This is a genomic window from Acidisarcina sp., assembly GCA_035539175.1.
In the GTDB taxonomy this organism is placed as follows: Bacteria; Acidobacteriota; Terriglobia; order Terriglobales; family Acidobacteriaceae; genus JANXZS01.
Map to the genome: position 1 here is coordinate 295,799 of DATLIY010000007.1, position 23,799 is coordinate 319,597.

General features: G+C 58.1%; 20 protein-coding genes. 12 read left to right on the forward strand and 8 right to left on the reverse strand.

Annotated features, from left to right (window positions below; translation table 11 throughout):
- Positions 1 to 40: 40 nt before the first annotated feature.
- The 3 genes from VM554_03940 (at position 41) to VM554_03950 (ending at position 2,980) form a co-directional block, all read left to right on the forward strand.
- A complete protein-coding gene (locus VM554_03940; protein HVJ07508.1) occupies positions 41 to 820 on the forward strand; it encodes an ABC transporter permease in 780 nt (259 codons plus the stop codon).
- A gap of 13 nt (positions 821 to 833) precedes the next feature.
- Complete coding sequence (locus VM554_03945; GenBank protein ID HVJ07509.1) at positions 834 to 1,667, forward strand: ATP-binding cassette domain-containing protein; 834 nt, start codon at positions 834 to 836, stop codon at positions 1,665 to 1,667.
- A 134-nt stretch (positions 1,668 to 1,801) separates the two neighbouring features.
- Complete coding sequence (locus tag VM554_03950) at positions 1,802 to 2,980, forward strand: acyl-CoA dehydrogenase family protein (protein HVJ07510.1); 1,179 nt, start codon at positions 1,802 to 1,804, stop codon at positions 2,978 to 2,980.
- A gap of 64 nt (positions 2,981 to 3,044) precedes the next feature.
- Here the strand turns inward: VM554_03950 and mqnE are convergent, their stop codons facing one another.
- Positions 3,045 to 4,196 carry an aminofutalosine synthase MqnE gene (mqnE, locus tag VM554_03955; GenBank protein ID HVJ07511.1) on the reverse strand — a complete coding sequence of 384 codons (1,152 nt, stop codon included), beginning with the start codon at positions 4,194 to 4,196 and terminating at the stop codon, positions 3,045 to 3,047.
- 125 nt (positions 4,197 to 4,321) lie between these two features.
- Between mqnE and VM554_03960 the strand changes: the two genes are divergently transcribed.
- Positions 4,322 to 4,882 carry a hypothetical protein gene (locus tag VM554_03960; GenBank protein ID HVJ07512.1) on the forward strand — a complete coding sequence of 187 codons (561 nt, stop codon included), beginning with the start codon at positions 4,322 to 4,324 and terminating at the stop codon, positions 4,880 to 4,882.
- Here the strand turns inward: VM554_03960 and VM554_03965 are convergent.
- The 5 genes from VM554_03965 to VM554_03985 all read right to left on the reverse strand — a co-directional run bounded on the left by VM554_03965 (position 4,879) and on the right by VM554_03985 (position 13,318).
- Positions 4,879 to 5,400, reverse strand: a complete 522-nt coding sequence (locus tag VM554_03965) for an N-acetyltransferase (protein HVJ07513.1) — start codon at positions 5,398 to 5,400, stop codon at positions 4,879 to 4,881. The two genes, VM554_03960 and VM554_03965, sit on opposite strands and share 4 nt — an antisense overlap.
- 5 nt (positions 5,401 to 5,405) lie before the next feature.
- The gene (locus tag VM554_03970) at positions 5,406 to 7,391 is read right to left on the reverse strand and encodes a hypothetical protein (GenBank protein HVJ07514.1); all 1,986 of its coding nucleotides are present in this window, start codon (positions 7,389 to 7,391) and stop codon (positions 5,406 to 5,408) included.
- Positions 7,392 to 7,553: 162 nt separating this feature from the next.
- Positions 7,554 to 9,062, reverse strand: a complete 1,509-nt coding sequence (locus tag VM554_03975; GenBank protein ID HVJ07515.1) for a hypothetical protein — start codon at positions 9,060 to 9,062, stop codon at positions 7,554 to 7,556.
- Positions 9,063 to 9,624: 562 nt separating this feature from the next.
- Positions 9,625 to 10,230, reverse strand: a complete 606-nt coding sequence (locus VM554_03980) for an NADH-quinone oxidoreductase subunit B family protein (protein HVJ07516.1) — start codon at positions 10,228 to 10,230, stop codon at positions 9,625 to 9,627.
- Positions 10,231 to 10,375: 145 nt separating this feature from the next.
- Complete coding sequence (locus VM554_03985; GenBank protein ID HVJ07517.1) at positions 10,376 to 13,318, reverse strand: diguanylate cyclase; 2,943 nt, start codon at positions 13,316 to 13,318, stop codon at positions 10,376 to 10,378.
- 324 nt (positions 13,319 to 13,642) lie between these two features.
- On the opposite strand from VM554_03985, the gene VM554_03990 reads away from it, so the two are divergent.
- The 3 genes from VM554_03990 (at position 13,643) to VM554_04000 (ending at position 18,123) form a co-directional block, all read left to right on the forward strand.
- Positions 13,643 to 15,076: an ammonium transporter gene (locus tag VM554_03990; GenBank protein ID HVJ07518.1), complete on the forward strand. Its 1,434-nt coding sequence runs from the start codon at positions 13,643 to 13,645 to the stop codon at positions 15,074 to 15,076.
- 61 nt (positions 15,077 to 15,137) lie between these two features.
- A complete protein-coding gene (locus tag VM554_03995; GenBank protein ID HVJ07519.1) occupies positions 15,138 to 15,476 on the forward strand; it encodes a P-II family nitrogen regulator in 339 nt (112 codons plus the stop codon).
- A gap of 64 nt (positions 15,477 to 15,540) precedes the next feature.
- Positions 15,541 to 18,123 (forward strand): HD domain-containing protein, encoded by a 2,583-nt coding sequence (locus VM554_04000; protein ID HVJ07520.1) that lies wholly within the window; start codon positions 15,541 to 15,543, stop codon positions 18,121 to 18,123.
- 251 nt (positions 18,124 to 18,374) lie between these two features.
- On the opposite strand, the gene VM554_04005 is transcribed toward VM554_04000, so the two are convergent.
- On the reverse strand, positions 18,375 to 19,457 hold the full coding sequence (locus VM554_04005; GenBank protein ID HVJ07521.1) for an acyltransferase family protein: 1,083 nt from the start codon (positions 19,455 to 19,457) through the stop codon (positions 18,375 to 18,377).
- Positions 19,458 to 19,718: 261 nt separating this feature from the next.
- On the reverse strand, positions 19,719 to 20,105 hold the full coding sequence (locus tag VM554_04010; protein HVJ07522.1) for a septum formation initiator family protein: 387 nt from the start codon (positions 20,103 to 20,105) through the stop codon (positions 19,719 to 19,721).
- Positions 20,106 to 20,328: 223 nt separating this feature from the next.
- On the opposite strand from VM554_04010, the gene cutA reads away from it, so the two are divergent.
- The 5 genes from cutA (at position 20,329) to VM554_04035 (ending at position 23,686) form a co-directional block, all read left to right on the forward strand.
- Positions 20,329 to 20,670: a divalent-cation tolerance protein CutA gene (gene cutA / locus VM554_04015; protein HVJ07523.1), complete on the forward strand. Its 342-nt coding sequence runs from the start codon at positions 20,329 to 20,331 to the stop codon at positions 20,668 to 20,670.
- Positions 20,671 to 20,733: 63 nt separating this feature from the next.
- Complete coding sequence (locus tag VM554_04020) at positions 20,734 to 20,904, forward strand: hypothetical protein (GenBank protein ID HVJ07524.1); 171 nt, start codon at positions 20,734 to 20,736, stop codon at positions 20,902 to 20,904.
- A gap of 34 nt (positions 20,905 to 20,938) precedes the next feature.
- Positions 20,939 to 21,544, forward strand: coding sequence for a biotin transporter BioY (locus VM554_04025; protein HVJ07525.1), 606 nt, complete (start codon positions 20,939 to 20,941; stop codon positions 21,542 to 21,544).
- 77 nt (positions 21,545 to 21,621) lie between these two features.
- On the forward strand, positions 21,622 to 22,521 hold the full coding sequence (locus tag VM554_04030) for an MqnA/MqnD/SBP family protein (GenBank protein ID HVJ07526.1): 900 nt from the start codon (positions 21,622 to 21,624) through the stop codon (positions 22,519 to 22,521).
- A 142-nt stretch (positions 22,522 to 22,663) separates the two neighbouring features.
- Complete coding sequence (locus VM554_04035) at positions 22,664 to 23,686, forward strand: diguanylate cyclase (GenBank protein ID HVJ07527.1); 1,023 nt, start codon at positions 22,664 to 22,666, stop codon at positions 23,684 to 23,686.
- Positions 23,687 to 23,799 lie beyond the last annotated feature (113 nt).

Here is a 23,799-nt window from a genome sequence, read left to right on the forward strand (position 1 = left end):
CATAATCCCCGTCCCGCATCTAAGCTCTGAATTGGGAATCATGCCCTTACGATCGATTGAGACGTTTTCAAAGCGAATAGTCGGCTCCGTTCAGGACTATGCCATCCTGTCCGCGTCTGCCCTGGCAAATCTGTTCAGTGGCCGGCTGTATTGGTCCGACATTGCAATGCAGGCAGACAGGATCGGGATCGGGTCACTACCCATCGTCATCCTCACTGGCTTTTTTACTGGTGGCGTGCTCGCCCTGCAATCGGCCTCCACACTTTCTCAATTCGGGGCCACTGCCGTAACCGGACAGTTGGTCAGCTTCTCCATGATCAAGGAGCTTGGTCCAGTCCTGACCAGCCTCATGGTCTCCGGCAGAAACGCATCGGGAATGGCCAGCGAACTCGGTTCCATGATGGTCACCGAACAGATCGATGCCATGCGGGCTCTTGGTACTGACCCGCTCAGGAAGCTGGTTACACCGCGCGTCGTGGCCACGATTTTCATGTTGTTCTTCCTGACGATCGTCTCGGACAGTGTCGGAACCGCTGGAGGCGCCTTTGTCGCGGTCTTCATGCTGGGCCAGGACGGCTCGCAGTATTACCATACGGCCTACCAGTCGCTGGTCTATGCCGATGTCCTGCAGGGACTCGTTAAGCCCATTTTCTTCGGATTCATCATCGCGACCATCGGCTGCTATTACGGCATGAACACGCGCGGAGGCACGCAGGGAGTCGGGCGCTCAACGACGCAGGCGGTGGTCGTATCTTCTGTGCTCATTATCGCCATTGACTTCGTCATCAGCCGTCTTATGATCGGCATCTTTGGGCGGTAAGGATGGAAAATTGATGGCGACGCAGACTCTCCCCGTCCCCGTTCCCGCCCTAGGCGCCGAGGAACCGGTGGTTGTGTTCGACGACGTCTCCATCGGCTTTGACGGCAAACCCGTTCTCAAGAACATCTCTTTTCGCGTCGCCGTGGGAGAGACACGCATTCTGCTGGGCCCGGCAGGCGTGGGCAAGAGCGTGCTTCTTAAGCTGGCAAATGGGCTGCTTCGTCCGGACTCGGGACGAATCACGGTCTTTGGACAGGAAGTAAGCAGCATGCCGGAACGCGATCTCTTCAAGCTTCGCTCCCGCATCGGCATGGTCTTCCAGGAGAGTGCCTTATTCGACTCCCTTACCGTTCGGGATAATGTCGCGTACCGCCTGCTGGAGGACAAGGTTCCTCAGGAAGAGATCGATGCCCGCGTCTCGCAGGCGCTTCGATTTGTAGAGCTGGAGCACACCATCGACATGTTTCCGGCGCAACTCTCCGGAGGCATGCGGCGCCGTGTCGCGATCGCGCGAGCCGTAATCTCCCATCCCGACCTGATCCTCTATGACTCCCCTACAGGCGGGCTGGACCCCGTGACTTCGACGACGATTATTGATCTGGTGATGAAACAGAGAGACGTGTACCACACCAGTTCCCTGCTGGTGACGCATCGCCTGCAGGACGCGTACACCCTGGCGACCCACACCTTTAATCAGGCCACCAATCAGGCAGAGCCTTCATCCGGAGACGAGGCCACCCTTCACACCAGCTTCCTGATGCTTCGAGATGGAGAGTTGATTTTCGATGGATCGACCCACGATCTGGTGACCTCCGACGATCCCTTTATCAAGGAATACCTGTCCTGAGAATATCTGTCCTGAGCCGCTAGCCGCCTGGTCGCTGCCCCGGCGCTGACCCTTGCTTTGCCCGTTTTGCACCGTTCTGCTAGGCTTTCCTGTCTTGGTTTTCAGTCTGCGATTGATAACCCCGGAGACTTGCCATGGGCTTCACGTTTCAAGGAGTGGACTTCATCGGTTTCGACGCTCTGCTCAGCGAGGACGAGCGTATGGCTCGCGATACAGCGCGGCAATTCGTCGAAGACAATCTCATTCCCATCATTGAGCAGTGCAACCGCGATGGACGCTTCCCGCAAGAGCTGGTTGCGCCCATGGGACGCCTCGGTTTCTTCGGCGCGAATCTCGAAGGATATGGCTGCGCCGGGATGTCCAATGTGGAGTATGGCCTGGTGATGCAGGAGCTGGAGCGCGGCGACTCTGGCTTGCGCAGCTTCGTCAGCGTGCAGTCTGCATTGGTCATGTATCCCATCTACACCTTCGGCAGTCCGCAACAGAAGGATGAATGGCTCCCACGGCTGGCGACCGGAGAAAAGATTGGCTGCTTTGGACTGACGGAGCCGGATTTCGGATCGAATCCGGGCGGAATGCGTACCCGCGCGCGCCACGTTGGCGAAGGATACATTCTGAACGGCGAGAAGATGTGGATTACCTCGGGCTCCATCGCGGATATCGCCATTGTGTGGGCCAAAGTTGACGACGAGGACGATAGCATCCGCGGCTTCCTGGTAGAGACGGACCGCCCCGGCTTCTCTGCCTACGATGTACACGGCAAATGGTCCCTCCGCGCTTCGGTCACCTCCGGCCTCTCTCTGCAGGATGTCTATGTTCCAGCGAGCAATCTGTTGCCCGCAAGCGGCGGCCTGAAGTCTCCGCTGATGTGCCTGAACCAGGCACGTTACGGAATCAGTTGGGGCGCCATCGGCGCAGCCATGTCCTGCTACGACACGGCGCGGCAGTATGCGCTGCTGCGCAAGCAGTTCCGCGATGAGCCCATTGCCAGCCACCAGTTGGTGCAGGAGAAACTAGCCTGGATGATTGGAGAGATCAGCAAGGCGCAACTGCTGGCGCTGCACGTCGGCAGGCTCAAGGATAACGACACACTAGGCTATGAACACATCTCGCTGGCGAAGCGAAACAACGTGTGGATGGCGCTCGAGTGTGCGCGCATGGCTCGCGATGTGCTCGGCGCGAACGGCATCACGGACGACTATCCAGTCATGCGTCACATGATGAATCTGGAGTCGGTGAAGACGTATGAGGGCACGCAGGACATCCATACCCTCATCATTGGCCAGAAGATTACCGGAATTGCGGCGTACTAACGCACTCTGGAACCGAAACGCGGGGCACGAGGGAGCACACCCGCTTGGCCTGACCTCGATTGTCCTAGACCGCCACGGTGAAGGAGTCTTCTGTCCTTGTGACCGGCCTGTACATCGTATCCCGCTCCACCGGCTCGCGGCCCGCTTCCCGAATCAGGCGGATCAGGCCGTCGCGGCGCAATCCCTGGGGAGTCTTCGCCCCGGCATCGTGGTAGATCTTCTCTTCCACCACCGTGCCATCGATATCGTCCGCACCAAAGCGTAGCGATATCTGGGCAATCTTCGGAGTCATCATCTGCCAGTACGCCTTGATGTGAGGAAAGTTATCCAGCATCAGACGGCTCACCGCAATCTGGCGAATATCCATCATGCCAGTAGTCGTAGTCAGGTGCCCGAGAGCCGTATTCGCCGGATGGAACGCCAGTGGAATAAAGGTCTGGAAGCCGCCGGTGTCGTTCTGCACAGCGCGCAGCTTCAGCAGATGGTCCACGCGGTCTTCATCGTTCTCGATGTGCCCGTAGAGCATCGTCGCCGTCGAGCGAAGCCCAAGCCCGTGCGCGATCCTGGCCGTCTCCAGCCACTCATCCCCATTGATCTTGTGATCGCAGATGATGTGCCGGACGCGATCGGCGAAGATCTCCGCTCCGCCACCCGGCATGGAGTCCACACCGGCGGCCTTGATCTTCATCAGCGTCTCCGGGATGGAAAGCTTCGCCCGCTTGGCCAGAAAGGCCACCTCCACCATGGTGAATGCCTTGATGTGCACCTTGGGGAAACGCTGCTTTAAGCCGGCAACAAGATCGAGGAAATATTCAAATGGCAGGTCGGGATGCAATCCGCCGACAATGTGAAACTCTGTCACCGCCTCGGTGTAACCGGAAGCCGCTGTCTCCCAGGCCTGCTCCAACGCCATGGTGTACGAGCCCTCGGCTCCCTTTTTGCGGCCAAAGGCGCAAAGGCGGCATGCGGCCACACACACATTCGTCGGATTGATATGCCGGTTGACATTGAAATAAGCGACATTGCCATTCATCTGCTCACGAACCCAGTTGGCAAGCCAACCCACCGCAAGCAGATCGCTGGATTGATAGAGGGCTACGCCGTCCTCATAGCTCAGGCGTTCGCGGGCAAGGACTCGCTCCGCTATGGGGTTGAGGCGCGGGTCATTGGTCCTGAAGGGATGGCGTTCCACGGTTGCCATTGTCTCGACTGTCATACTCTTCCATCATAAACGGAGCCGGGCTTCGGTGCAGAGGAGGCCGTCCTCCTATGCAGCAGGACCCGCCGGGGCCGCGACGCTGATACTATCGTGGAATTAAGAAAGCAAACCAGGGTCTTCCCATGCGCTTCTTTGCAAAGCTCGCCTGCTATACTCTCGCACTCTTTCTCTGCCACACCGCCCTGGCACAGCCGGGGGCGGCATCCGCTGCCAACAGCAACTTTCCCGTCGTGGCTTCTTACAACCTCGACAAGACCAAAGTGACTCTGCCCCGCGACTTGCAGGGAGAGATCAACCTTCTCATGCTGTCGTTTGCACCTGAACAACAGAAGGACGTTGATAGCTGGAAACCCATTGTCAAAGAGGTCGAAACTTCCCGCCCCGGCTTTCGCCACTACCTTGTTCCCGTCTTTTCGCGGGAGAATTTTCTCTCCCGCTGGTGGATGAACTCCTCCCTGCGCAGCCGCCTGCCCGCGAATGAAGAGCGGAAGTGGACGATCCCCCTTTACCTCAACCGCCAGAGATTTCTCAAGCAGCTGCAAATTGCCTCCGATCAGGAGATTACGCTGCTGCTGGTGGAGAAGAGCGGCCAGATCCTATGGCGGACGACGGGAGCGCTTACCGAAGAGAAACGTGCCGCACTGCAGGAGGCGTTGATGGCATCCGACAAAGCAGGCCGCTAGGTCCTCGTCCCTGCAACAGGCAGATTTTTCTCCATGACCATGGCATCGATGCGGTCCAGGTAATACCTGCGGAGGCGCGCCGTAGTCTGGTATCCGAGTCCGCTGTAGAATTCCTGCGCTGCGGGATTGTCGACCGCAACCTCCAGCACACACTTCCGTGCTCCCCGGGCGATCAGTTCCCTCTCCAGCGCTTGCATCAGCATACGGCCAATTCCCTGCCTGCGGTACGCAGGATCCACGTCGATGGTGATGATATGGCCGCCCACAACTGCTCCGCCGCGCCTCGTCAGCTCTGTGATGGCAAAGCCGGCCAGCCGATGGCCCGATGCTTCTACGATCAAGGTAAAATTGCGCGGATTCTCAGCCAGAAACTCGAACTCCGCAAACGAGTAGGAGATGCCCCTGCGGAAGCAGATCTGATCGAGAGAGTGCATCGCCGGAAGGTCATCCGGAACAAAACTGCGCAGGCGAACCGGTTCGCGGTTCGCCTGCGCAGTGTGAGGATGATCTTGCTCCACCGGAGTTAATGCGTTGCCGTGGAAGCCAGAGCGGGTTCTGTCGGCGGCTGCATCACCACCCCATCGAAGAGTGAGGCAGCAATCAACCTTCCCCCCGAAGAGCGCACGGTGTGAACGCTCCAGCCCGCGTCCCAGAACTTCAACTTCTTGTCGGACTCAGAGACCGCCAGCACCCATGTGGAACGCCACGATGTGACCAGAATACGCTGCAGTTCGGCATCGTAACTCAGGCCGTTCACATCACGGAAAGGAAGGCTCTCCAGGGCTTGCCAGGTTTGTCCCCGGTTTTCACTGTAGAAGAGTCCCTCTCTGCCCCCGATCCACAAGGTTCCGTTGGGAGAAGCGGCAACCGCCCGAATGGACGTCAGCTTGGCAGGAAGCGGAATCGGCTGCCACTCCTTGCCGCTGTTCTCGGATACGGCCAGACTGTCTCGGCGTGCCGCGAGTACAGTGTTCCCGGCAACCGCCACACCGAGCACGGACTGCTTCACAACCGGTCCCTGCCAGGTCGCTCCTTGATTGACGCTTAGATACACGCCCTCCGAGGTAGCCGCGAACCAGGTATCGCCAGTGGCGTCAATCTTGTTCACCCTGGCGTCCAGGACAGTAGCAGGTTGGGCAACCTGCACCGTCTTGGTGACTCGCTTCTTGCCTTTACCGATGTAGGTTTTGCGCTCGGTATAATTCGTTACCTTACTCAGCGCCTGCCAGTCACTCCCGCTCCAGCGGAAAACGCCGTGGCTGGTGCCGGCGAGTACGGTGCCATCCTTCGACTGGGAGAAGCTGAAAACGTCGCGCCCATTCAGCCCGCTGCTGCGCTGCTGCCAGTCCAGTCCATTGTCTTGAGAAACGAAGACGCCGCCATAGCCCTTATCGTTGACCACACCTGCATAAATGGTCTTCGGATTCCGGGAATCCAGCAGGATCGATGCCACCTGGCGCTGCGAGAACCCAGAATTGGAGCTGCGGAAGGAGAATGCTCCGTCGACGCTTTCCAGAACACCACTGCGATCTGTGGCCAGCAGGACATGCTGCGGATTGGACGGATCGACGTACACGTCGTTGACGATCACATCGGGACCGGTTACCCGCTGCCAGTTGATGCCTGCAAGAGTCGTGCGATACAAACCTTCCGTTGTCCCCGCATATACAGTGTTGCGGTTCACGGGATCCTGCATCAGTACGCGGGTTCGCCGCGCAGTCGACGGGATACCCTGCACCTTCTTGAACAGCTCCCCTGCGTTATCGCTCTTGTAGATGCCGGAGCAGGCGCTGGCATAAACCGTTGTCGGCTGTTTGGGATCAATGATGATTGAGAAGACATCGGAATCATCAATCACGCCTTCCTTGATGTTGTGCCAGCTCACGCCACCATCCGTCGTCTTCCAGGGCAGGTGCCACGTCCCCGCATAGATGGTCTGCGAATTCGCGGGATCAATGGCAATCGACTCCACTTCATGCAGCTCCATACTTCCGGCAGGGCTGATCAGTTTCCAGTGAAGTCCCTTGTCCTCGCTGCGGTACACGCCTTTCAGCGTTCCGGCGACCAGGATCTTCGGGTTCGATGCAGACTGCGCCAGAGCGCGGATCGATTGCCCCTGCATATCGGGCACAGAGTTCCAGTGAACCCCTTGATCGTTGCTGATGAACAAGCCTCCATCCGGATGGTCGACCACCCAGGCGGCAACGAACAATGTCTTTGTATCGGTAGGGTCGACGAGAATGTTATCGACAATCAGATCGTCCGTCTTGGCCAGCTTCGCCAATCGCTTCCAGGTTGATCCTCCATCCCGCGACTCATAGACCCAGCTATTCGTCGTTCCGAGATAGATGTGCTTGGCATTGGAGGCGTCTGCGGCGAAGCTTCGCGCGTCTCCCCCGTCGGGGCCAACAGGCAGCCACGCCGCGGAGGCGGCCATTACAAAACGGCCAGAGAAGACAGCGAAGAGCAGGAAGAAGAGCAGAAGATTGCGTTGTTTCCGTTGCGTCATAGTAAGTTTTTACACCGTGATCCAGTTCGGTATTTCTTGAAAGTTCGGCTACCACTGTTCCGTGCAACTTTCGACGGCCAGATCCGAAGGTGCGAAACGAAAGGGCTGACCGTAACTACCGGCCAGCCCTTTCTAGTTTAGAACACAAGCGGTACCACCTGCTTACTTAGCGGCCTTCTTGTGGTGGGTCTTGTGTTTGACAGCAGTGCGAGTCTGCGCCTTCACCGTTGACTCATCAAGCGGCGTAGTACCCTGCACGTCGTTGCTGAACGTGGCACCTGCAGGAACAAGATAATTTTGCACCTGGTTGGCATCCTGAGTACCAGTCTGGACCGAAATTCTTGATGGATCGATTCCCTTTTCGGTTACCAGGTAATTCTTGGTATTGACCGCGCGCTGTGCTGCGAGATCGGATACCTTGACTCTCTTCTTGCCCTTCTTGGGTGCCGCTTCTGTAGCCTTGTTGCCTACCAGTACAGCCGTTGCATCCGACTGCCGCTGGAGGTTAAGGGCCACATCGTCCAGGCAAGCCTTCGCTTCGTTGTCTACACGAGCCGGACGCTTCTTGTCGCGATCAAAGTTGATCGAGCAGAGCGTCTGGGTCTTCGCAACTGGCGGCGGCGGTGGCGCTTCCACGTTCACGTTGGTCGTTGAGGAAGCAGTCTGGCCCTTGTCATCCACCACATTGCAGGTGACGGTAATTGCGCCCGCCGGTGCACCGGTGGTGGTAAGAGTTGCCGTGTTGCCCGCACCGCTGATCTGACCAGCCGAGGTTGTATAGCTGTAGGTCAGAGTACGATTCTGCGGGCTGACACCCTGAGCTGTGATGGTGGAAGAGTCACCCGGCTTGATGGTGGATGGATTCGCCGAGCAGCTGACTGTCGGCGGCTCGAACTGCTTCACCGTCAGGTCAGTCGAGCAATCGGCGAACTGGCCAGCCTTCACGCCCTCGCTGACATTGCCCTTGATCGTATAGGTTCCAGGAGCAACGCCTGCGGTATCGATGTTTCCCGTCGCCGTATCGCCCGTTACCTTGACGCCGGTCGCGGTCCAGGAATACTTCGCAGTCTTCTTGGGATTCAGGTTTGCTGCAGTGCCAGTCACGGTCGCGGGATCACCGGGAAAGACCGAATTCGGGCTAACCGCGCAGGAGTACGTTACCGGCGGCGGCGGCACGATATTGCCAAAGTGATACAGAAGTCCCGTGCTCAAACGGGCAGCGTTGATGTTCGCGCGGCCACCGAAGATGTAGTGCGGAGCCACGGGCGCCTGCGGCCCGAAGTTCGCGTGCATATACTCGTAATCCGCCTGGAAGAGACGCAGTCCGAGATGGTGATTGAAGAGCGGAGTGTCGTAATCCATACCACCACCGACAGTCAGCGCCGGACCCCACGTATAAGGCTCGTGCAGGGGGCCTCCGATTCTTGCGCCGCCAGCCAGGGCATGAACGAAAGGCGTAACGCCCGTCGATGCGTTTGGATAACGCCCGATCAACCCGCCCTGGGCGGTGTAGATACCATCGTTTCTGCCATCCGGATGTGCGCCGAACTCACCCTGAATGCCGATGAACCGATTGAAGTAGTAAGCAACGCTTCCTATAGCGCCTAAATCAATCGACGAATACTTAACCGGCAACGCCGAACCGTCCGGGTTAATACCGGGAACATTCACTGTGCCCTTTGGGGCGAGGTAAGAATAACCTGTAAAAATATCGACCCGAGACGCAGACGGCTCTGCTGGGGCGGCCGGCTTTGAGGGGGTACTGCTGGGTGTACTGCTACTGGACGAATCCTGCCCGTAGAGACTCAACGATCCGAGCCCAACGGCACACGTAACAAACAGAATCCGGCTCAGAGAACTCATCGGACGAGCTAACATGCGTCTATCCTCCGCAACCATTACGTAGACTTGGAGATCTAATTTAGAGAAGTGAGCCGTACTATTGCGAACCACTCTCTCGAAAGCATGGTGATTTTATGCAACTTGCTGACAGCATTAACAAAACTACCATACTTCTATTTAGATTAGTGCACATTTTTCACGGATGAGTTGCCTTCGGCGACAATTTCGCAGGGGGAAGCGAATCAGTAAAGAGGGCATCTAGAAAGACTTATGGGGCGGCTCTCTCTCATTGCGATGTCTTCTTGGTTAATAGGTAACTGTTACAACGACAGTTTTCTAAGATAGTCCCTGGGACGAACTACCGAAGCTCGCGCTACGCCAGCGAAGCAACCTAGCCCTGGTAGTGCCGTTCCGACGCATATTCCGGCTGCAGATTCAGCGTGCGGCGAAGGCTGCCTTTTTCATTCAGAATCTTCTCTTGCAGAAGATTGATCGCGTAAATCAATTGCTCTGGGCGCGGCGGGCATCCCGGCACATACACGTCTACCGGTATGAACTGATTCACTCCCTGCACCAGCGCGTAGTTATTGAAAACACCGCCCGACGTCGCACAGGCTCCCATGGAGATGACCCACTTCGGCTCGGTCATCTGCTCATACAGGCGACGGATCACGGGCGCCATCTTCTGCGAGACGCGGCCGGCCACGACCATCAGGTCCGACTGGCGCGGGGATGGGCGAAACACTTCGGCGCCAAAACGGGCGATGTCAAAGCGCGAGGCTCCCATGGACATCATCTCAATGGCGCAACACGCCAGGCCGAACGACATAGGCCAGACGGAGTTTTTTCGGATCCAGTTCACGGCGAGATCCAGCGAGGTCATGATGATCCCCTCCGGTTGCTCATAGCCGTAACTTGTTTCGCGAATCTTCTCACGATTCTGCGCGCTGCTTTCGAGTGCTCCGAAAAGATAGCGGTCCTGGTTCCTGTCGCTCATATCCTTACTATACCTCGAAATCTTAAAGGAGCTATACCACAGAGGAGTTCCGTCGCGCGCATCTTTTACTACCGAGTTTGCAGGGAGATGGGTGTGCCTGGAAACCACAGGCATGGTTCTCATGCATGGATTTCAGACATACCTCTCAGGGAAGCGATCCTTCTCCTGTCGTGACAATCGTGGTTTCCCGGTACGTGCCGGCGGGTGGCGATAATTCGATTCGATTTCGTCCCTGGGCCTTGGCGCGATAGAGGGCCTGGTCCGCGAGGATCAGCAGATCATTGACAGAAGTTGCCTCGTCTCCTGCTGAGAATCCGGCCATGCCAAAACTCGAGGTCACAAGTACCGTTCGCTGGCCAACCCGCAATGGTGCAGCGCAGACTGATTGCCAGAGATGGGTCAATCTCTCTTCCCCGCCCTCGCGCGACCAGCCGGTGAGCACAATCAGGAACTCCTCTCCGCCATACCGCCCGACAGCGTCATACTCCCGCACGGCATCTTTCAAGCGTGTAGCGATCGCGCTCAGAATCTCATCGCCTACCAGATGCCCGAAGGTGTCATTGAACTGCTTGAAATGATCCACATCGGCAATGATGACCGCCAAGCCGCCTCTTTCGCGGTCCGCCCTCTTCCACTCACGGTCCAGCACTTCAAGAATCGCGGTGCGATTCAGAAGGCCCGTCAGGCCGTCTCTGGTCGCCTGCTGCCGCAACACTTCCCGAGTCGCCAGAAGTTCGCGCCGTTCTGCCTGGAGAGCATGGGTACGTTCGGCGACCAGCTTCTCCAACCGCTTCTGCCTCTCCAGCAGACTTCGCAATCTCCAGCGCAGCAGCAGCGCCACAAGGAACACGATCCCGATCCCCAGCAGGCCCCAGGCGGTTGGGGTTCTCCACCACGGGGGAGTGACTTCAAAGCTGAGAACAGCGGGCGGAGAAACCCGGTGGAGCCCGGAATCAGCCGAAATAACTTCGAAGCGATACTTTCCTGGAGGCAGCTTGGGGTATCGCACCGAGCGGTCTCGTGTGGAGACCCAATCTTCCTCTAAGCCCACCAGTCGGTAGCGAAAGGAGATGGCGCCTTCGTTGCGATAGCTGAAGACGGCAAAGTTCACCTTCAGGTCGCCGCTCTGCCACGGCAGGCTGCTTTTCGCCGCAGGATCGAGCTGATGGCTGCCCCAGAAGGCATCCGTTATGGTGGTTGTCAGGGGGCGCACGGTGGAAGGCGTATCCGGATAAACCAGGTGCGAGAGCCCGGCGCTGGTACCGATCCACGCAGACCCATCGGATGCCAGTAACAGGGCGCCTTCATTGGTATCGTTCCAAAGCAGCCCTTCGTCCTGGTCGAAGTGCCGCCAGCGCCCGGATTGCAACAGATCGATGCCTTGATCGTTGATGATCCATACCCAGCCGCGCCGGTCGATGGCGATTCCATTCACATACTCCGAAGAGAGTGTGGGAGTGGTAAAAATCTGCACTGCTCCGACTGTATCGTTCTCGACGCGCAGCCGCGCGACACCTCCGAATTTTCCTGCCACCCATACCTGGCCGCCGGTGCTGACAGCAACAAGGGAGATAAAGCCACCAACCTCCTCGTTGTGCATCTGCACCCGATGCCAAAGCCCTGCGGTGCGATGGAACAGGCCGCTCGCGGTGCCAAGCCAAAGGGTTTTATCGGGAGCCTCGGTGATATCTCTGAGTCGCGCGCGCTTGAGGAGTGGAGAATCGTCGAGCACCGGTTTACTCTGCCCATGCGGCGCTGCGGGAATACTGTAAAGGCCCCCACGCGTGATGGCCCAGAGCGTATCGGAGGAGTCGATGAATATCTTGTGGACCCCGTACGCCACCTTTACTGTCTCGTAGGTATTGGATTCAGGATGAATATGGAGCAGCACCCCGGAAAAATCCCCGAACCAGATGCTGCCATCCAGATCGCTGACTGCCGATTGCAGGCCCACCAGATGCGGAGGGAGTGGGCGAGCGAACGGCCGGAACTTCTGACGGCCGCTGTCGCTGACATCGATCGTGTCGCCATTCCCCACCCAGATACGCTTCTGGCGATCGATCGCGACGGCAAAGACGGACGGATCGCGAATCCCCTGTGGCGTGGACCAGTGCTCCCAGTCGCCGTATCCCAGCCACTTGAACAATCCGCGTCCGTGGCTGCCAACCCAGACAATACCCTCCCGGTCCACAAAGAGCTGGGTGATGTTCGAGTCCGGGAGGCCACGAGAAGGATCGATCCGATCCCATGACTTGCCGTTAAAGCGTGCGATGCCGCGCAACGCAGGAGTCAGGATTCTGCCGCTCGGGTCCTGAATCAGCGCCGCGTTGGACGCGTTCCGAGGATCAAAGAGAAATCCAGCCGAGGCATCGCGGAACACGGAGGAACCAGCCCGGCGTTCCAGCACATGTCGGTCGCCCCGAGCCCATAGGTTCCCTGCGCCATCTTCTGCCAAGGCAATGTATCGGTCCCCGGGCACGCCATCGTGGACACCCAGCTTGCGGAATCCCTGGTCCGTGGTCTGGCATATTCCCTGATCGCAGCCCGTCCAAACCCCTTCGCTCGCCGTTGCCAGAATACTGTTGATGCGCAGATTGCCTGGAACCTGCGGATGACGAGCCTCATACGGCAGGACGCTCCACCCATCGCCGGCTGGCTCGACGGAATAGAGATCGTGCATTGCATTGATGAGGACCTCTCCCGCCCGGGTCGAGGTTATCGATGAGGCATCGTCCATCTCCAGAGACTTGGCGCCGCCCACCAGAGGACGGAAGCGATCGTTTTTCAGGAAAAAGACACCCGTTGGTGTACCAGCCCAGAAAATTCCGCGGGAGTCGAGGTGGGCCGAAATAACGAAGGGATTCTCCAACCCCTCCTTTCGCCCATACGCTACGAATCGGGACCCGTCGTAGCGGAATAGACCATTTTCGGTGGAAATCCACAGAAAACCAGTGCGGTCCTGCAGAATGCCCCGAATCGCCAGATTTTCAAGTCCCTCTCTCTGCCCATACTCCTTGAAGGTCACGCTTTGTGCAGACGCAAGTGTGCCGACGCCGATCAGTACGGCGATTACCACGAGGCGGCGCAATTGAGTGATCCTTCTCATCACTTGGACGCTGTAGATACACCTTGCACTGCCATCGGCAGACTTGCACTCACCCAATCGTAAGTTCGCAACCCACTTGCGTTTGCCATAGATAACACGCCGCGCCACCGGTCCGATGGTTTTCGCCATTTTCTAAATGCGAAAAGTGTGTAAAAGTAAAACGCAAAGCATAAGGGCAACCCATCGTCACTTTTAAGACTTCTGATCCCGCCTCGAAGCCGATTTTCGGGCGAATCGACGGGGACCACTCATCTTACACGGTAATAACTGCACCTTTTGAACTTTCAACACTCCTTTGGAGGGCCATTGCGTCGCTTTACAGCACAGTTGTTTCTTGGACTACTCCTATGTACCTTGTTCCCTCTCAGCGGGCTGGCGCAAAGCCCGGCTCCTGCTGGCGCAGGAGCGGATATCTCCGCCACCGGCCCGGCAGACCGCATTGCGAAGCTCGAGAGCCAGGTTGCCGATGCGCGTTCGTCGGCGGATAACTCGTGGATGCTGGTAAGTTCCGCCCTGGTTCTGATGATGACCGGCCCCGGTCTTGCCCTGTTTTATGGCGGTCTGGTCCGCAAGAAGAACGTGCTGTCCACCATGATGCAGAGTTTTACCATGATGGCGATCATTTCCATCCTGTGGGCACTGGTCAGCTACAGCCTTTGTTTCGATTCGGGAAACAGCTTTATTGGTGGACTCCACCATGTCTTTCTTCGCGGGGTAGGTCTGGCGCCCAATACGGATTACGCGCCAACGATTCCCGAGCAGACGTTCATGATCTACCAGATGATGTTCGCCGTAATCACTCCGGCACTGATCACCGGCGCATTTGCCGAGCGTATGAAGTTCAGCGCGATGGCGGTCTTTCTCATCCTCTGGTCGCTGTTCGTCTATGATCCGATGGCCCACATGGTCTGGGGCAAAGGGGGTCTGCTGAATGCCTCGTTTGGAGGCCACTTCCCCACCCTGGATTTTGCCGGCGGCACAGTTGTACACGTCACTTCCGGCGTCTCGGCGCTGGTTTGCGCGATCTACCTCGGCAAGCGCCTGGGGTATCCCCGCGAACCCATGACGCCGCATGCCGTGGTCCTCAGCTTTATTGGCGCCTGCCTGTTGTGGGTTGGCTGGTTCGGATTCAATGCCGGCAGCGCGCTAAGTGCCAGTGGGCTGGCAACCAGCGCTTTTGTAAACACTCACCTGGCCGCCGCTGCCGCCGCTCTGGGCTGGGGTGCTGCCGAGTACGTGCGGAACGGCAAGGCAAGCGCCCTGGGAGCCATCTCCGGTGCGGTGGCCGGCCTGGTCGCTATTACTCCCGCGGCTGGCTTCGTCCAGCCCATGTCCGCTCTGGTCATTGGAATCATCGCGGGCATCTTCTGCTTCCTGATGGTGACTGTGGTCAAGAAGATCTTCGGCTACGACGACTCGCTGGATGCATTCGGCGTTCACGGAGCGGGTGGGACGCTGGGTGCGGTACTGACCGGCATCTTTGCTTCGAGCGCAATCAACCCGATCTTCAAGAAAGCCGATGGAACCGTTCTGCCTTCGGGAGCGATCCAAGGCAACTTTCACCAGATACTCAATCAGCTTGCCGGAGTCACCATAGCCTGGGTCATTTCGATCATAGGCACCCTGGTGCTTCTCAAGCTGGTGGATTTAGTCATCGGATTGCGCGTCTCGCCCGAGGAAGAGGATGAAGGCCTCGACTTGACGCAGCACGGTGAGGAAGGTTACGACTGGGCATCCTGATCTCCGCCAAGCGGTCTTCGGATATGTCAAGCTGATACTCTGATTTGCCTGAGGCTTTGATATGCAAAAGATAGAAGCAATCATCCAGCCGTCGAAGCTGGATGCTGTGAAGGACGCCCTGATGGAGGTAGGGATCGAGGGCATGACGATCCTCGACGCCCGCGGTCATGGCCGTCAAAAGGGCCATACCGAGTTCTATCGCGGCCGGGAATACACGGTAGATCTCCTGCCTAAGATAAAGCTGGAACTGGTGATCAACGACGAGCTGGTCGAGAAGGCTCTGCAAGCCATTCTGGGTGCGGCACGAACAGGCAAGATCGGCGACGGCAAGATCTTCCTCTCCAGGATCGACGAGGCTATCCGCATCCGCAACGACGAAAGAGGACCTTCGGCCCTCTAGCCTTTCTCCCACGGATGCGGTGCGCACGCCGCGCCGCATCCCCAACTTCCGGAAAGTGCAGGGCATGATACCTGAGTCCATACTGATTCCTGAGCTTCGCGAACAATATCAGCAAGACTCCCTCGCCCTGCGCGAAACATTTGAGCGCAACAGTAACGGCATCTCTGCCATCCACCGGCGGACCGCACTGGTCGATGAGATCCTCCGCAGGCTGTGGACCGGGCTGGCCGGGGAACCGGCACGCATCGCGGTCGTGGCAACCGGAGGCTATGGCCGCAAGGAGCTCTTCCCCTGCTCGGATATCGACGTGCTCTACCTGTGCGGCGACGAAGAGGCGGAGAGGACATCCAGGGAAGCGATCCGCGCCTGTAACCAGGCGATGTGGGACATTGGACTACGCGCCAGCCCGGCCACTCGCAATCTGCGGGAGTGTGACCGCTTCGATCCAGACAACATCGAGTTCACGCTCTCGCTGCTGGACCGTAGATTCCTGACCGGTGAGTTCCCTCTCTACAAGAAGCTGCAGGACGATCTCATTCCTGAGCTCGTTCTGCGCGAGTGGAACACAATCGCGCAAAAGCTGGCGGAGATCGCCCGCAATCGCCATGCCAAGTACGGCAACACCATCTTCCATCTGGAACCGAACATCAAGGACTGTCCCGGAGGGCTGCGCGACCATCATTTTGCGCAGTGGTTCGCGCTGCTGTTCGCTCTGCGTGAGAGTAAAGAGTGGCCGCGGAGCACCGTCTTCCCCAGCCCACATGGCGATGCGGAATCGGCCTTTGAATTTCTCAGTGCGGTGCGCTGCTTCCTGCACTTCCGCTGTGGCCGCGATGACAATACGCTGGATTGGCACTCCCAGGACGAAGCCGCGGCTTTGAGCATCGGCCTGGAGACGCGCGGCACGGCCGATCCTGCCTACTGGATGCGAACCTACTATCGCCACGCGCGCACCATCTATCGCCGCGCCATGCTGCTGATGGATGACCTGCCGCCCGTCCGGGCCTCGTTTTACCGCCATTTACGCCGTCGTCGTACTCCGCTCGCAGGAACCGACTTTTACGTGGAAAACGGCCGCGTCGATCTTGCGGAGGCTGCCCAGGTCAATGACGCCGATGCGATTCTTCGCCTCTTTGCACTGATCGCGACCCACGGCTACAGCCTGAGCCAGAACGCCGAGGACCGCATTACCGACGCCCTGCCGGTTCTGGCAGTGCATATGCCCGAAGGGCCGTTTCTGTGGAACTGTCTCCGCGAAGTCCTGCTCGGGCCGCACGCTGCCCACGCCCTCCGCACCATGCACGCACTCGGCATCCTGGAGCTGCTGATTCCGGAGTTTCATGGCATCGATGCTCTCGTGATTCGCGACGCATACCACCGCTACACGGTCGACGAACACACCTTCCTCGTCATCGACAACATCCACACCTTGCGCCAGCCAACTCAGGAGTGGGAGAAACGCCTCGCCACGCTGCTGCCGGAGCTGGATCGCATGGATCTCTTTCTGCTGGCGCTGCTGTTGCATGACATTGGCAAGGCCCGCCGCACCGGCGAACACACCCAGCAGAGCGTGGAACTGGCCGAGAGCCTGCTGGCCCGCCTGGACTTCGACTCCGAGGAACGCGACACAATCCGCAAGCTGATCCGCAATCACCTGGAGATGTCGCTCGCCTTGCGCCGGGATATATTCGACGCGGACAACATTCGCCACTTCGCCGAAAAGATCGGCACGCCGATGCAGCTCAAGATGCTCACCCTGATGACCTATGCCGATATCAAGGCGGTTCATCCGGACGCACTGACTCCCTGGAAGGCGGAGACGCTCTGGCAGCTCTACATCGCGACATCGAACTTCATGGACCGCAGCGTCGACGAGGTCCGCTACCACTCCGATATTGACCCCACCCTGCTCTATCGCATCCGCTCCATGGTTCCCGATCGCGAAGCAGAGTTGAAGCAGTTTCTGGAGGGCCTTCCGCAGCGCTACCTGCAGACCCGCCTGCCGGAGCAGGTTCGCAAGCACTTCCTGATGGCCGCAGAACTGGACGTGCATCCGGTGCGGGTAGGGTTCCGCCTGGGACGCCAGCTCTGTGAACTGACGGTGATTACCCGCGACCGGCCCATGCTCTTCGCCGATATGGCTGGCGCTCTCTCCGCCTGGGGCATGAACATCATCAAGGCGGACGCCTTCTCCAACGATGCCGGCGTGATTGTGGATACCTTCCACTTCACCGACAGCTTCCGCACGTTGGAGTTGAACCCCTCGGAGATCGAGCGCTTCAAGGAAAGCATTCGCCAGGTAGTCTCGCGCGAAATGCCGGTCGAAGTTCTGATGCAGGGCCGTGCCACGAACCGCTATGGCGGGGGCAAGCTGGACGTGCAAACACGCCTGAGCTTCGACAACGCTGCTTCCCAGCACAGCACCCTGCTGCAGGTAGTGGCACAGGATGGACCGGGGCTGTTGCGCACCGTCGCCTGCTCGCTCGCGGAGCATCATTGCAATATCGAGGTGGCCCTGATCGACACCGAAGGCGAGATCGCCATCGACGTCTTTTACCTCACGAGTTTGGGGCAAAAGCTGGAAGACGATCTCTGCGGCAAACTTGCAACCTCCCTTACCGATGCCTTGGAAGCGCTGCACGCATAGCTGGTTCTATTTTTCTTGCGGAAGGGGCTAACAGATGAATCTCAATGAGTGAATTGGGCTGTTGGCGTAAATAGAGAATCTCGAAGTGCAGACGGTCCGTGGAAAGTGTCATTGGCCCTGAGATTGATCAACTGCTCTGGTGGGGGAGCGCTTTTGAGGCAGGAAAATGGTGAAGACCGGGTTGGGAGCAGAATCCCTTGCGGTGCTTCTCAAACTCGCCAAAAAGGCCGAGCGACCGATGTTTGGGGTCTTTAGCCGATGAGGTATTTGCTCCCCGGCAACAGCGAGAGCAGCTTGAGCCCGAGATATGTAATAAGGAAAGTAGTGAATGCGATCGCTGGAATGCGCACAAACGCATTCCCGATCATGGGCGCCATGCGGGTATGGATGGCGTTGAGTACGATGATGTGCGCCAGGTACATGCCATAGCTCATGCGCGAAAGATCGTCTATCAATCGCCATAGGAGGCTGTTGCCGCGATTCGCATGAATATTTCGGAAGAGCAGGAAAAGTCCTGCTGTCATGATCGCAACGTTCAGCGTGGTGAAGTTCCACGTCAGCTCGAGGCTCTTTACTTCGTGCTCGTAACCAAGTCTGTAGAGAAACCCTCCGGCGGTAGCGGAGTAACCCACCACAATCATGCCGATTGCGAGCCAGTCAATACGCGACGAAGGCGCCATCCAGAATCGCTTAATGTAGGCGGCCAGTACGGCATAGCCAATGAAGCCTGAGAAGTAGTAGAGAGTTGGCGTTGCATTCCAATAACATTCGCCCCATACCTCTGCGAAGAAAAGGTGAATGAAGGGCAGCGTCAATGTCAAGCCCCACAGCGCTAGGAAGAGTTCCATGCTCTTGCGGCTTGCCGATACGATCCACGGCGAGAACACGGGTGCGATAAGGTAGATCGCCATCAGCATGTAGACGAACCATAGATGGCCGACTTCGGTGCCGTAGTTGACGGGGATTTTGGCGATGTTGAGCAATGCGGTCTGAAGAGTGATCGCTCCTTGCGCGTAGTAATAGAAGGCGTAGACTGCGCACCAGATCACGAAGGGAATCAATACGCGTGTAAAGCGCTTCCGGAAGAATTTACGCTCATCTTCGATGGGAAAAAGGAAGAATCCGGTAATCATGACGAACAGCGGCACGCAGACGCGCAGGAGCGAGTTTGTCCATCCGACGGCCCAGGACCCAGCCGTGTGCAGTACGGTTCCGTCTGGTGATATGTACTCGAACTCGCCGGCGTGGATCTGCATGACCATGTAAATCGCAATAACGCGCAAGAGATCGAAGCCGCGATGCCGCGTGTGGACGGGAGAAGCTGAGATTTTCAAGATATGCGGGTTCCAGTTATTTGAAGATGATAGTGAAAGTCTCGTTGGTGAGAACGGTGTAATGGGAAGCTGCGTGAGAAGTTGACAGACCGCGTTGTGCCCAATGCTACCCGTTGATGATAAATCGCCGAGTCGCCCATTGACGACTTCTTGTCTGCACAATCGCCATCTCGGACAAGTGGCGAGAGCAAACTTCCCCCTATTTCTTGGCCAGCTTATGCTTGATTCGGTCAGATTATGGCTGAAAAGACAGGGGCGGCCTTATTTGGCAGGCTTCTGTGCAGGAGCAGAGTCCGGAGACCTGTCATTCAACGTGTAGATAATCTCGTCCGGGCGGGTGTAGTGAAGATGCTCTTTCGCCTCATGCTCGATCGTCTTGGGATCGGCCTTCAGGCGTTCGACGTGGTCTTTGAGTTTTTCGTTCTCATCCTGCAGCGAATTGATCTCCGTCTGCAGCGCCTTGTCTTCGTTCCGCTTCTGCTGATATGCGGTGATGCCGTTATGGCCCACCATGACGTGGTATCCCAATAGAATGGCAAAGGCAATGGCCAGCACCGTAGCGATACGGCGCCGCGATTCAAACAGCATCCGCAACGTTCGTGTCGGCATGCCCACGGCAGGAGCGGGATTGGGAGTCTTCGACTGCAAAACTTTGAGGCCTCGGTTCTATTAGAAGTCACATACACGGGAAGTCAGGTACATGAAGGAGAACGGACGCTTCGCCATCCAAGGAACCCCCTCCCCTTCAGTGGACTTTTCCTGGCGCGTGGAGTCAAGGGGAACTTTCCCTGATTTCGCGTGGAGGAACCAGCTTTGGCAAGCAGATTCCAATATGGTTCCACAATTTTCCTGAATTTGCAGGAGGCAGACGATGAATCCAGAAGCAATCTCCCACCCGATACGCGCAAGAATCGCCATCAGCAGTGCGGCGACCCGAGAGGAGGCCCATAGGATCGCTCATGCGCTGCTGGAGGCCAGAATTGCTGCATGTGTCAATATCGTGGAACACATCCACTCCATCTATCGCTGGCAGGAAGAGGTGGAAGAGGCGGACGAGGTCATGCTGTTTATAAAGACCACCGAAGATCACCTGATCGCTGTGGAAGAGACCCTTAAGACCCTGCATAGCTATCAACTTCCGGAGTTTGTAGTGCTGCCGGTGGTGGGTGGCAGCCTTGCATATTTACAGTGGCTTACGACAAGTGTGAGATAAATCTCCGGCATCTTTGTTATTCTGACGCTGGCTCCAGTGATGCATATTCTCTTCGCAGTCCTGTTGGCTTGCCTCGTTGCGCTGCTCTGGGCGGTCTTCTCCGTGGCCCGGCATATTCGGCGCCACGACAACGAGCACAAAGGTAACCAGACGGTAACCAGCGATACCGGGAATCTGCCTTCGCAGGGCAACGCAGAGATAGCATCTTCGGCCAATCGGCCGGAGGGAGAATGAGGGCTTCCAGCAGATGGCGCACTTGGATAGCGGGATGACAGGTAGTCTGGCAAAGGCGGGTTGGATCGAGGCAGGTGCTACCCGAGCAGGGGCGGCTCTCCGCCCTGTGAGTCTGGCGATTGCCGGATCGCTGTTTGTAGCAATCTGCGCCCACATTTCGGTGCCGCTCCTCTTCAGCCCTGTGCCGCTCACATTGCAACCCTTTGCCGTCCTGCTGCTAGGTCTGCTACTGGGTCCGGGCACTGCCTTTGCCGCGCTGGCGCTCTATCTGGCTGAGGGAGCAGCAGGCTTCCCCGTCTTTACTCCGAACGGAATCGGTGGAATCCTGCAATTGCTGGGACCAACCGGCGGCTATCTGCTCTCGTATCCCTTTGTGGCGGCGATGGTTTCCTGGCTGAAGCGCCAGGCGGAGCCGAAGTTCTCCACCCGGGCGTACTCCGCGGCAGCCGGCAGCATCCTGATTCTGCTTTGCGGAGCCACCTGGCTGACGCTGCTCACGCATGCTCAGCCCAAAACGATTTTGAATACCGCTGTACTTCCCTTCGTTCCCGGCGATACGCTCAAGGTGGTAGCTGCTGCCGCACTGGCTACGGCCTGGTTCCGTATCCGCGGACGACAGCCACAAGGCGATGCCGACTGATAGATTGTTATAGCAACCGACAAGGATAAGGCTGATGTACGACTCCTTCTCCCCGCAGTAGAAAGGACCAGTAGAGAGTGACTGCAACTTCATCATCCCCACAGCCCGATACAGGCAACAAAGCTGCTGCTTCGGCGACAGGCGCTCGCGAGATCAAGATCGCGCACAGCCCGGACTCCGACGACGCTTTCATGTTTTACGGGCTCGCTACCAACAAGGTTCGTGTGAACGGTCTTAAATTCACGCACACGCTCTGCGATATTGAGACGCTGAATCGCAAGGCCATCTCCGAGCCGTTCTACGATGTCACCGCCATCTCGTTCCATGCCTACCCCTACATGCAGGAGAACTATGCCCTGATGTCGTGCGGCGGCAGCGTTGGCGAGGGCTACGGCCCGATGGTCGTCGCCAGCCGCAAGATCAAGCCGGAAGAGCTGGGCAAGATTCGTGTTGCGGTTCCCGGAGAAATGACCACGGCCTACCTGGCGCTGAAGCTGTTCGATCCCAAGATCGAGACCGTGAACATTCCCTTCGACAAGATTATTCCGGAGGTCGTGGCCGGCAACTTCGATGCGGGTCTGATCATCCACGAAGGCCAGCTTACGTACGCGACCAACGGCCTGCAGAAGGTGATCGACCTCGGCGTCTGGTGGCGCGACCTGACGGGTCTGCCTCTGCCGCTGGGCGGCAACGCGATTCGCCGCAGCCTGGGGCAGGAGACCATGGTGACGGTGACGCAGGCGCTGCGCGAGAGCATCCAGCACGCGCTGGATCATCGCGAGGAGGCTCTGGCCTATGCCATGCAGTTCGCACGCGATCTGGATCCGAACCTCGCCAACCGCTTCGTCAGCATGTACGTGAACGAGCGGACCCTGGCTTACGGCGACGACGGCAAGGAAGCGATCCGCAAGCTCCTTGAGCTGGGCTATGAACGCGGCGTCATCCCCATGCCCACCAAGGTCGAGTTCATCGGCTAAAGATCAATTCGGGCTGAAGACCGATCCGGATCAACACGGGTGGCTCTTCGGAGCCGCCCGTTTTCTTTGCCTGCTCCATCTCAGGAAATCGTGCCGTTTGCCGATAGACAAGAGGAACGATGTCCAAGAGAGCGGAAGCCCTATGAGCCCTGAAAACACGACGCGTCCGCTTATCCTGCTGGCAGACCACAACCCGGAGTCCTCCAGTGCGCTTACGGCTCTGCTGGAATCGTGGAAATACTCGGTCGAAGTCGTATGTAGTGGACCCGAGGCCCTGGCCCGCCTGAATGGAGCCAACCCTCCGGCGGTGGCGCTCCTCGAAAACAGACTTCCGCAGCTATCCGGCATTGAGGTCGTCCAGGAGTGGCATCGGCACCCCCATGCAATGCCCGTCTGGACCATGATCCTGAGTGATGATGCTTCCGTGGAACAGGTGATGGTGGCGAAAGACGCCGGGGTTGACGACTTTCTCGTCAAGCCAGTTGCCGCCATGGAATTGCAGGTGCGGCTGAAGACCGCGGAGCGGGTCCATGCCCTTCACTGCGAACTCCACCAATCCATCGCCGCAGTGCGCTTCCAATCTGCCCACGATAACGTGACCGGCCTGTGGAATCGCGAGCATATGCTGGGAATGCTCTTCCAGGAGACGGACCGCGTACAGCGCATGCAGACTCCGCTCTGCTTCATGCTTCTGGGCATTGACGGTTTCCCCGCGGTCGTTCAGCAGTATGGCATGAAGGGCTCCGACGAGATCCTGCGGCAACTGGTGGAGCGCTTCCGGCGCTACCTGCGCAGTTATGACCTGATCGGCCGGTATGGCGAAGGCCAGTTCCTCATCGCCCTCCCCGGATGCTCCTCCGACGATGCCGTTGCGCTCGGCGAGCGCCTGCGCCGCATGATCTTTCGCAGAACCTTCACTGTGGGGGTAGAACCGGTCAAGCTGACCGGAAGCTTTGGCATTGGCCATAGCAAGGGCCGCTCGCCTCTGGTGGTTCTCCGCGAGACAGAGCATGCGCTTAGCCAGGCGAAGCTCGCCGGTGGCGACTGCGTATTCCGCTTTGGCGACGCTCCGCCGCTCGCACAGCCGGAACAACTCCCTGCGGATGCGGCAGAAGGCAGCGACGTCGCGCCCTCGAGCCAAACCGAAGGGCAGCCTCTCCGATAAGAAATGTAAGAAAAGAAGCGTCTGGGCAAGACGGGAGTCTGGCCAAACGGAGATGGCAAGATGGGCCTGCCAAGCTCCAGCTTTGGCAGGCCCGGTAGAGCACCTCTCGCGCG